The following is a 6928-nucleotide window of genomic DNA, read 5'->3' as shown; positions in this document are numbered from 1 at the left end:
CATGGGTCGGTGGACCAGCGTTCAGAGAATCCCGGAGGGCTTCAGCGGCCGAGAATGCCAGCTTCACAAGCTCCTCGCCCTTAAGCCTGGCTGGTCGCTTTAATAGTCGGTCCCACACCATCCAATTTGTGCCGCTGCCGTCTTGCCTAACAAGGAAGCGGGATAGTGAGCATTCAACCATGACAGCCTTCCGTGGCAAGGCGCGGCCCGCCGGGCGTGATCCCGGCCGCCCAGTCAATCGCGGCAGAACGAATTGGTTCCTAGCCGAACAGGTCGGTCCCCGCTTGGGTGAATTTAACGAACGTCCCACTCTCATGCAGCAACAGCCAACCGCGCGATATCGCCAAATCAAGGCCGGCTTTGTATTCGGCCGGGGTGGCGCGCTCCAGGTAAAGCATCGGCGCATTTATCTTCTCGATGTAAATCTTTCCGTCTACCGGCTCGGTGGCTCTGGCGATATCCAGCAGCTTACGCGCGGCCTTTTCAGGATCGGAATAGGGGCGGTCGGTGCTGAGCTTCATGCGTATTCCGAATCCATATGCGCATCGTGAACGTGTCGATCGGTTACCGCCATATCGATCGTGGCGCCACAGAAACAGCGTGCTCGTCCACTGGTTGATTGCGTCGGTAACGGCAGGCCGGCGGCGTGCATGGCGTATTTCCAAGCCGTCCAGGCGCGCTGGCGCCGATACTCGTTGAAATCAGCTTCCGTGCATTTCGGGAAGTAGTCTTTCCAGGCGACATCGAATCCCGCCCGCGCCTCATCGAAGCTCGCCGCATAGCCGGAGCGGTTATGCCCGCGGTGTGATGCTGGGTAGAAGCCGACGTCCCATCGCCATTGCTTAGCTTTGACGGGCAAGCCCGATTGGACCGCGATCGTGCCGACCTGAACGTCACCATAAGGATGTGCCAGCAGTCGGCGTTCGGGGTGAGGGCGGCGGGTGAGCTCGGGCATGCCCCATTGAAGCGCGCTCGTAGCGGCTAGGCAAACGACCCCAGCGCTAGGGTTCGTAACTGCCGCGGCATACTCGGGATTGCGCTGTATCTTCAGCCGGAGCTGGACAAGCCGAACTGCTTTGCTCGTTTTCTGTACCGCCGTTGCAATCGAGCATAGACAGCTTGGCGTGTTCGATTCAGTTCAACAGCTATCTCGGCGGCTTCCTTTCCGGCATCGAGGAGCTCATCAAGCTTCTGCTCCTCTTCGGAGGTCCAACGCCGTCTCGCTGGACTTGGAGCTGTCATTTCTTCGCTTTGAGCTGGACTTTTGTGGGCGGTGGCGCTGCAGCCTCGCGCTCCAGCCGCTCGGCCTTGAGACGCTCGCGGTTTTTTGAGAACGCCTTTTGCGCGATCTCGTGCTCGGTCATTGCCTTTTCGGCGTCGACTTGGCGGAATGCCTTACGCGCTTCGCGCGCGGCTTTGCTGATCGGCTTCTGTGGTTCAGCTTTGCCTGGTGTCTTCGTCATTTCTTAGCCCTTCAGCCAAGATCTCGACCAGCCGGAGTTTTCCGCAACCAGAGTGGGCGAGCAAGCGATAAGACACGGCCTGACGCGCAGGGTTCAAAAGTGAACAGACGGCCCAGGAACGGCGCGCTTAACTAGATCCATTGCTTTTAGCTGCGTAATACTTGCGCTCCGCCCGGCATGATGCCGGGCTTTTCGCATGCCAAGGAGCGGCCCAGCCATGAGGAAATTCGTTGCCTACGCGCTCGACCTTAGCGGGGTGGCGCTGGCCCGTTATGACCTCGCCGCTACCGACTCGCAAACCGCGGAGCGGGAGGCCCGCCAATGTCTTGAAGACCATCCGACCATCGAGATTTGGTCTCACGACCACCGGCGGGTCGCGCGGCTGGTGCGGAAATAGACGCTAAATAAACACTTAGCCGGGCACGCCATGGATCGCAGCACCCTATACTTCCGACTCGGGATGATCTGCCTGACCGTCTTGGTGGCGTTCCTTGGCTTTATGATCTTCGCGTAAGGCCACGCAGGATGCGTTACCGCTAGATTGGGGTGATAAAATCCCTGTGCAAGGCCGTTGGTCTGTTGGCTCCGCCGAACAACACGGTAACGCCCGTGTTGCTTTGGCTCACCTCAACAATGATCCCTGTCTGCCCGGCCAGATCCGGGCATCGAGCGGCTCCGAGTTCACTCATCTTAAAGCGAGTGCCGACAACCAATCTCTTGGTTTCGTAATCCATTTTTAAAATTCTTTCGAAGCAAAACCGTCTGGGCCAAAATGCAATGCTTCCACCTGGTAAAATGACCAGGCCTTCACGCAGGGACCGAAACTAAAAAAATGTGTCCTCGGCCACTGTCCGATAGTCGGAAGTTACCTGCAGAGGAGTGAAGCGACAAGCACAATTTGTAATTATGTCACGCGAAGAGCCGCACCGGCCGGGCTTGGCTACCTATTGTTTCGCCGCAGGGGGATTTGCTTCAGGAGCCGGCGCTGGCGCGGAGGGCTCGTCCGCGGGTGCGGTTCCCCGAAGTTCTGACGCCGCCACGCAATTGCCGGCCCACAGCTTGGTCCCCTTGACCGTTCCAACGAGCTTGCAGCCCTCTGCCGCTTTTGGCTTCACCTGAACCAGCGGCTTTTGGCCCACCTTCGGCGGCGGAGGAGCCTGCGCCATCGCGTTCGCCGAAAAACATGCCGCGGCTAGAATGATCAAAACTCTCATCGTCATTTCCCCTGTAAAACGGCAGCCTGCAGGGTGGCTATTTGCGCACGAAATCTCGCGATATCTTCAAGTAATTCGTCGCGCCGTGGTCCGGTCGGAAGTTTGCGAGCGGTGGCTTCGAGCTTCGCCGCCATTTCTTCGAGGTCCCGCAGGCCGATCGCACCCATTTCTTCGCCTTCAGCCCCAGTTCGACCAGGGGGCGGGATCTAGAGTTTGGGAAACAATCGATCGCTCGATTTGTCGAGCCGTTTGTCAGCACCGGCAGAGTTAAGGTGTCCGACGAATTCGCCCGTTGGTTTGTAGATCTTTTGACCGCGGAGGTCATACAGCTTCTTTCCGGATAGGTTATAAATTTGGTTGGCAATGATGATGGCGACGTACTGTCCTTCGCTGTTGAATATCTTTCCGTCCATCGTCACCTCTCCTTTGGACGATCAATCCCTTCCTTATTTCCTCTTCGCCTTCCGAGCCGCCAAAGCTTGCGCCAGTCGCTCTCGAACTCGGCCCGCCTTTCCTCAAACGGGCATTGCGGTTCCGGAATTAACCTGCAACGCGGACATCAAGCTTAACACGCGAGTTTCGTTGCGACCATTTTAGACAGGGTTAGCGTGGCTGCAGGTCGCGCTTTGATGCTGGAACCGGGGTCGACCGTTGCTCAGAATCCCCAGTCGCGCCGAGATCATCGCGTGACAAACGATTCATTTGACTGTGCAGCTCGCGGAATTGCTTACTTGAGCTGTCCTAGGATCGCCCATGCTCGAGGCTGTTGCAGTATTTTTGGTAATTGTCAGCGTCGGCATTCTTGTCGCTCACGCGCTGGATGCCTATCGATCGTGGAAATAGCCCTCAGGGTCGCGGGAGTGGGCGCGGCTTTGGCAGCGGGATACGACCGGTGATCCGTGGGAGCTCGTCGGCCGACGCCTTCGCATTTGGATTTCGCTTTAGGATAGCCTCCGCCGCTCGTTGGTAGGCGAACACCTCGTCTTCAGACGCTATATCCTGACCACCTGTCGCTTCAGACACAGTCGGCATTCGGCGATTTTCTTCGATGAGCGGCGGCGAGATCGGGAAAACGACGTAGGTGATCCAGGCTGCAAGGGCAGCTGCGCCTAGAACGGTCGGAACAGCAAATCGCCAGCTTATCATTTTTAGCCTTGAGCCTTAGCTCAACAAGCCGAAGGCCCATCGTATCGCAACCTGGGCGCGCGCGAAAGCGCCCACGAGGTACGCTGCGTGGACTGAGGTGGTGGCGCTAGGCGGCTGAGCGCCTTGAGGACCTTTCTGACTGAACAAGAGTGTAAATCGACGGCTCCGATACGAATGATTTCCCTTGTAGAAGACTGACCGAACCCGCTTGCCGTCGCGCTGGATGATCAAGCGGTAGCCATCGTGCTTAATCTCGTGGAGCCAGTTCTTGGAAGAAGGGACCTGGTGCCGCGGGTTGGGATGCAGGGTTCGAACGCGGCGCTACGCATCGGTCTTTAGCGAGTTTAGGGTGGATCTCGCCCGGGCTCGGACCATACTAAGACGACCTCTAATCGCAGAGGCCGAGCGTCTCATGGCCACCGCTATCGAAAGATAAGATCGGCCGCTGTCTCGTAATTCAAGCAGCCGGCGATCATCCTCCTCCGTCCAAGGCCTGTTCCTACGCCGCACGCATTTAAGGCAAATGACCCCAGAGCTTGGGTCCGGAACTGCCGCCGCACACTTCACGTCGGTCTGCCCGAACATCGTTGACGATTTCTGACCATGATCCGTCAACTCTGTTCAATGCCACGGGTCGAAAACTTAAAAGTTGATCCTTATGGTTCGGCCAAAAACGGAGATGGCCAGGCTGGAGGGATTCTTCATATGACGGATCGAATTAAAATCATTTGCTCAAATTGCCGGAGGCCTTTCTCAGAGCGAGCTAGCCGGCTCAAGAACGGCTATCAGGTTCAGTGCCCGAACTGCATGCGATTGATCACGTTCGATAGTAGCTCGGAAGATCCCAATATTCGCCGCCCTTTGAAGGCTGCTCGGGACTTTCGTCATGCGGCGGAGGACGCCCTCGTCCTCGCGAGAATGGCCGCTCAAGAACCAAAGCGCGACGCTGGATACTGATGGTGGATCGGCGCGCTCGAACGCAACGGGATTCAGTTATGCCGAAGGCCGCTGCCTCGACTTAGCCCCGGCCGCCCGGTGGCGTCTCCCGGCTCGGCTTAGGTATTGTTTCGACGGCTTGCCAGTCAAGATAGGCGTATGGGCCGGACCAAGCATAGATTTCAGTTTGGCAAACCTCACAACGGAAGCTGCCGGCGACCTGCTCATTCCGCGCCTTCTGAACAGTCTGATAACCCGCGCTGCACTTTGAGCAGACGAATATCACGGTGATTGGTGTGCTCATTCTCAAACCTGCATTGGCGCGATCTGAACTACCGCGATCGATCATAAATTGAGATCAGCATCGATAACAGAAACGCAATTCGCAACTAACAAACTGGCGCTCCCAGGGCGTCACGGAGCCATCGTCAAAGTTCATTTGCTTCGCCGTCGTCAGTTGCAGCCGCGCAGGGCGCGCTTGACTGAAATCAAGATGGCCAGTTGATAGGCGAATGCTGCAGTCGTCGCTTGATCATTTCCTGGCGTAGCTTGTCCGCCCGCTCGCGAACGTTTGGGCTGGCCGTGAAATGTTCCTTGTGCATTCGGTCCGCATCAGCCTGTTGACGGATGCTCTCGTAATAACGAGCCACGCTCTCATCGGAAATTCGCTCGAAACTCATAATCAACTCCCACTTATTTTTTCGCCTTGACTAAAATAGGGGCGCGCATTGCTGCTCGGTCAATCGGATCTCGGTCCGCGGCTTCATTCCGCGGAGTTCTATCCAACCATGGTCCCGTATCCGATCGAGCATAACAGGACCAGCCGGCACCGGTAGGTGAGCTACCACCTTCCATTCAGTCAAACTGAGATACTGCATCACCGCCCTTTGGCTCATGTTGGCGGCGACCGGAGTATCTTTGGTCATTTGGTCTTGCTGTTGAGCCCCAGCTCCACAAGCCGGCGGATGGCTTCGGGGCGCTCGAGTTTCACATCCTGAAGGGCGATCCACTCGTCAATTGAGCGCATTTCATACTCGGTCCACTCGGGGTTTGGACTGGTTGCTAGTGCCTTCTGTGCCATTCCTCTAGCAGCGGCTACGGCAGCCGTGATTTTGGCTTGAGTACTTTCCTTCATCGGGTCTTCGCCTTCTTGACTGGCTTTTCGCCTGTGTCTTTCGCGAGGATATTCAGCATGCGGCTGAGCGCCTTGTAAGGACTTACCTGATTGAGCCCGAGTTTAAATCGACGGCTCCGATACGGAGGATTGAAGCGAGGCCCCGCCGGTTCACCCCCGGCGGGTTGTTCTTGGTTTCACCAGTCATTGCCATGCTGGAGACGATCAACGGCGACTATGAGGTCGGGCCGCGCAAGCACCTCAACCAGCCTATCCAGGAGGTGTTCGTTATTGTGCGGTCGGGGTTCGAGATACTCTTCAAGGATGCGCTGGGCTTCGCTCACGGCTTTGAGAGCCAATTGCCGGTCGGTCATCCGAAACTCCACCAAAGCAATAAGGGACTTTAAGCAAAATATTCGCAATTAGTTCCCCGCCGATTAACTCTCGGGCCAGGGGGCCCCACTTCACCAGAGTCCGGTATTCATCCCGATTCGGGGTGTGCATCAGCGCGGCGGGAGGGCACGCCGGGTCAGTTTAAAGGATACTTCCGAGACTTAGCCCCGCTTCGCAGCGGGGCTTTTCGTCCTCCGCACTCCTTGGTAGCCTTCTTGGTGATCTCGGCGCGCCGTTCTGGCGCGATTGATGCCTGCGTGGTCTGGCGCTCCATGGGCGCGACCGGCGCCGGTCTGCTATCGACCGGACTCGGTTGCTGCCCCGTCGCAATGTCTATCATCGACTTGGCCAGCTGGTTGGAATCACTGGGACCCTTGGGGGTTGTCATTGGAGTAGCTCGGAAGCTCTAGAGACAGGCTAGCAAATCGCGATGACGAGCAAGGTAGATCCCCACAGGGCAATGCAAGTCGCCCACTCGAAGAATTCTTCGGAAACGCGCATGTCATCGCCTCCTGTTGTCAGGAGGAGGCTGTTACGAATTTATTAAAGATTTCTGAATCGGATTTGGGTCGTCAGTTGCCTCCGGACCCGCTAGAGCCAGGCGCCGGTGGTGACGCTGATCCGATCACTGCCGGATCTGAGCGCCCAACGAGACAGCCTGC

Annotated in this window: 10 protein-coding genes; 2 read left to right on the top strand and 8 right to left on the bottom strand. The window is 57.3% G+C overall.

Annotated elements, in window-relative coordinates; genetic code table 11:
• Positions 1-260: 260 nt before the first annotated feature.
• The 3 genes from JQ629_RS29495 to JQ629_RS29485 form a co-directional block, all read right to left on the bottom strand.
• Positions 261-521: a hypothetical protein gene (locus JQ629_RS29495; protein ID WP_212415594.1), complete on the bottom strand. Its 261-nt coding sequence runs from the start codon at positions 519-521 to the stop codon at positions 261-263.
• Complete coding sequence (locus JQ629_RS29490; RefSeq protein WP_212415593.1) at positions 518-955, bottom strand: hypothetical protein; 438 nt, start codon at positions 953-955, stop codon at positions 518-520. The genes JQ629_RS29495 and JQ629_RS29490 overlap by 4 nt, the downstream gene beginning before the upstream one ends.
• Before the next feature lie 283 nt (positions 956-1238).
• Positions 1239-1463, bottom strand: coding sequence for a hypothetical protein (locus JQ629_RS29485; RefSeq protein ID WP_212270008.1), 225 nt, complete (start codon positions 1461-1463; stop codon positions 1239-1241).
• A gap of 217 nt (positions 1464-1680) precedes the next feature.
• On the opposite strand from JQ629_RS29485, the gene JQ629_RS29480 reads away from it, so the two are divergent.
• On the top strand, positions 1681-1860 hold the full coding sequence (locus JQ629_RS29480) for a hypothetical protein (RefSeq protein ID WP_212415592.1): 180 nt from the start codon (positions 1681-1683) through the stop codon (positions 1858-1860).
• A 139-nt stretch (positions 1861-1999) separates the two neighbouring features.
• On the opposite strand, the gene JQ629_RS29475 is transcribed toward JQ629_RS29480, so the two are convergent.
• From JQ629_RS29475 to JQ629_RS29455, 5 genes are all read right to left on the bottom strand, one after another.
• Positions 2000-2197, bottom strand: a complete 198-nt coding sequence (locus tag JQ629_RS29475) for a hypothetical protein (protein ID WP_212415590.1) — start codon at positions 2195-2197, stop codon at positions 2000-2002.
• Between the two features lie 482 nt (positions 2198-2679).
• A complete protein-coding gene (locus JQ629_RS29470) occupies positions 2680-2844 on the bottom strand; it encodes a hypothetical protein (RefSeq protein ID WP_212415589.1) in 165 nt (54 codons plus the stop codon).
• 39 nt (positions 2845-2883) lie between these two features.
• Complete coding sequence (locus tag JQ629_RS29465) at positions 2884-3090, bottom strand: hypothetical protein (protein ID WP_212415588.1); 207 nt, start codon at positions 3088-3090, stop codon at positions 2884-2886.
• Between the two features lie 2157 nt (positions 3091-5247).
• The gene (locus JQ629_RS29460) at positions 5248-5439 is read right to left on the bottom strand and encodes a hypothetical protein (protein WP_212415587.1); all 192 of its coding nucleotides are present in this window, start codon (positions 5437-5439) and stop codon (positions 5248-5250) included.
• 242 nt (positions 5440-5681) lie between these two features.
• Entirely contained in the window at positions 5682-5894 is a 213-nt protein-coding gene (locus JQ629_RS29455) for a hypothetical protein (RefSeq protein ID WP_212415586.1), read from the bottom strand.
• Between the two features lie 170 nt (positions 5895-6064).
• On the opposite strand from JQ629_RS29455, the gene JQ629_RS29450 reads away from it, so the two are divergent.
• Positions 6065-6280 carry a hypothetical protein gene (locus JQ629_RS29450; protein WP_212415585.1) on the top strand — a complete coding sequence of 72 codons (216 nt, stop codon included), beginning with the start codon at positions 6065-6067 and terminating at the stop codon, positions 6278-6280.
• The last annotated feature ends 648 nt before the right edge of the window (positions 6281-6928 follow it).

The sequence above is a fragment of the Bradyrhizobium sp. AUGA SZCCT0222 genome (assembly GCF_018130205.1).
In the GTDB taxonomy this organism is placed as follows: domain Bacteria; phylum Pseudomonadota; class Alphaproteobacteria; order Rhizobiales; family Xanthobacteraceae; genus Bradyrhizobium.
This window is presented reverse-complemented; position numbering and strand designations above follow the sequence as displayed.

Bases quoted from the DNA above. Each gene is read 5' to 3' on its own strand.
- JQ629_RS29495 (WP_212415594.1), bottom strand. From the start codon at position 521: ATGAAGCTCAGCACCGACCGCCCCTATTCCGATCCTGAAAAGGCCGCG.
- JQ629_RS29490 (WP_212415593.1), bottom strand. From the start codon at position 955: ATGCCCGAGCTCACCCGCCGCCCTCACCCCGAACGCCGACTGCTGGCA.
- JQ629_RS29485 (WP_212270008.1), bottom strand. From the start codon at position 1,463: ATGACGAAGACACCAGGCAAAGCTGAACCACAGAAGCCGATCAGCAAA.
- JQ629_RS29480 (WP_212415592.1), top strand. From the start codon at position 1,681: ATGAGGAAATTCGTTGCCTACGCGCTCGACCTTAGCGGGGTGGCGCTG.
- JQ629_RS29475 (WP_212415590.1), bottom strand. From the start codon at position 2,197: ATGGATTACGAAACCAAGAGATTGGTTGTCGGCACTCGCTTTAAGATG.
- JQ629_RS29470 (WP_212415589.1), bottom strand. From the start codon at position 2,844: ATGGGTGCGATCGGCCTGCGGGACCTCGAAGAAATGGCGGCGAAGCTC.
- JQ629_RS29465 (WP_212415588.1), bottom strand. From the start codon at position 3,090: ATGGACGGAAAGATATTCAACAGCGAAGGACAGTACGTCGCCATCATC.
- JQ629_RS29460 (WP_212415587.1), bottom strand. From the start codon at position 5,439: ATGAGTTTCGAGCGAATTTCCGATGAGAGCGTGGCTCGTTATTACGAG.
- JQ629_RS29455 (WP_212415586.1), bottom strand. From the start codon at position 5,894: ATGAAGGAAAGTACTCAAGCCAAAATCACGGCTGCCGTAGCCGCTGCT.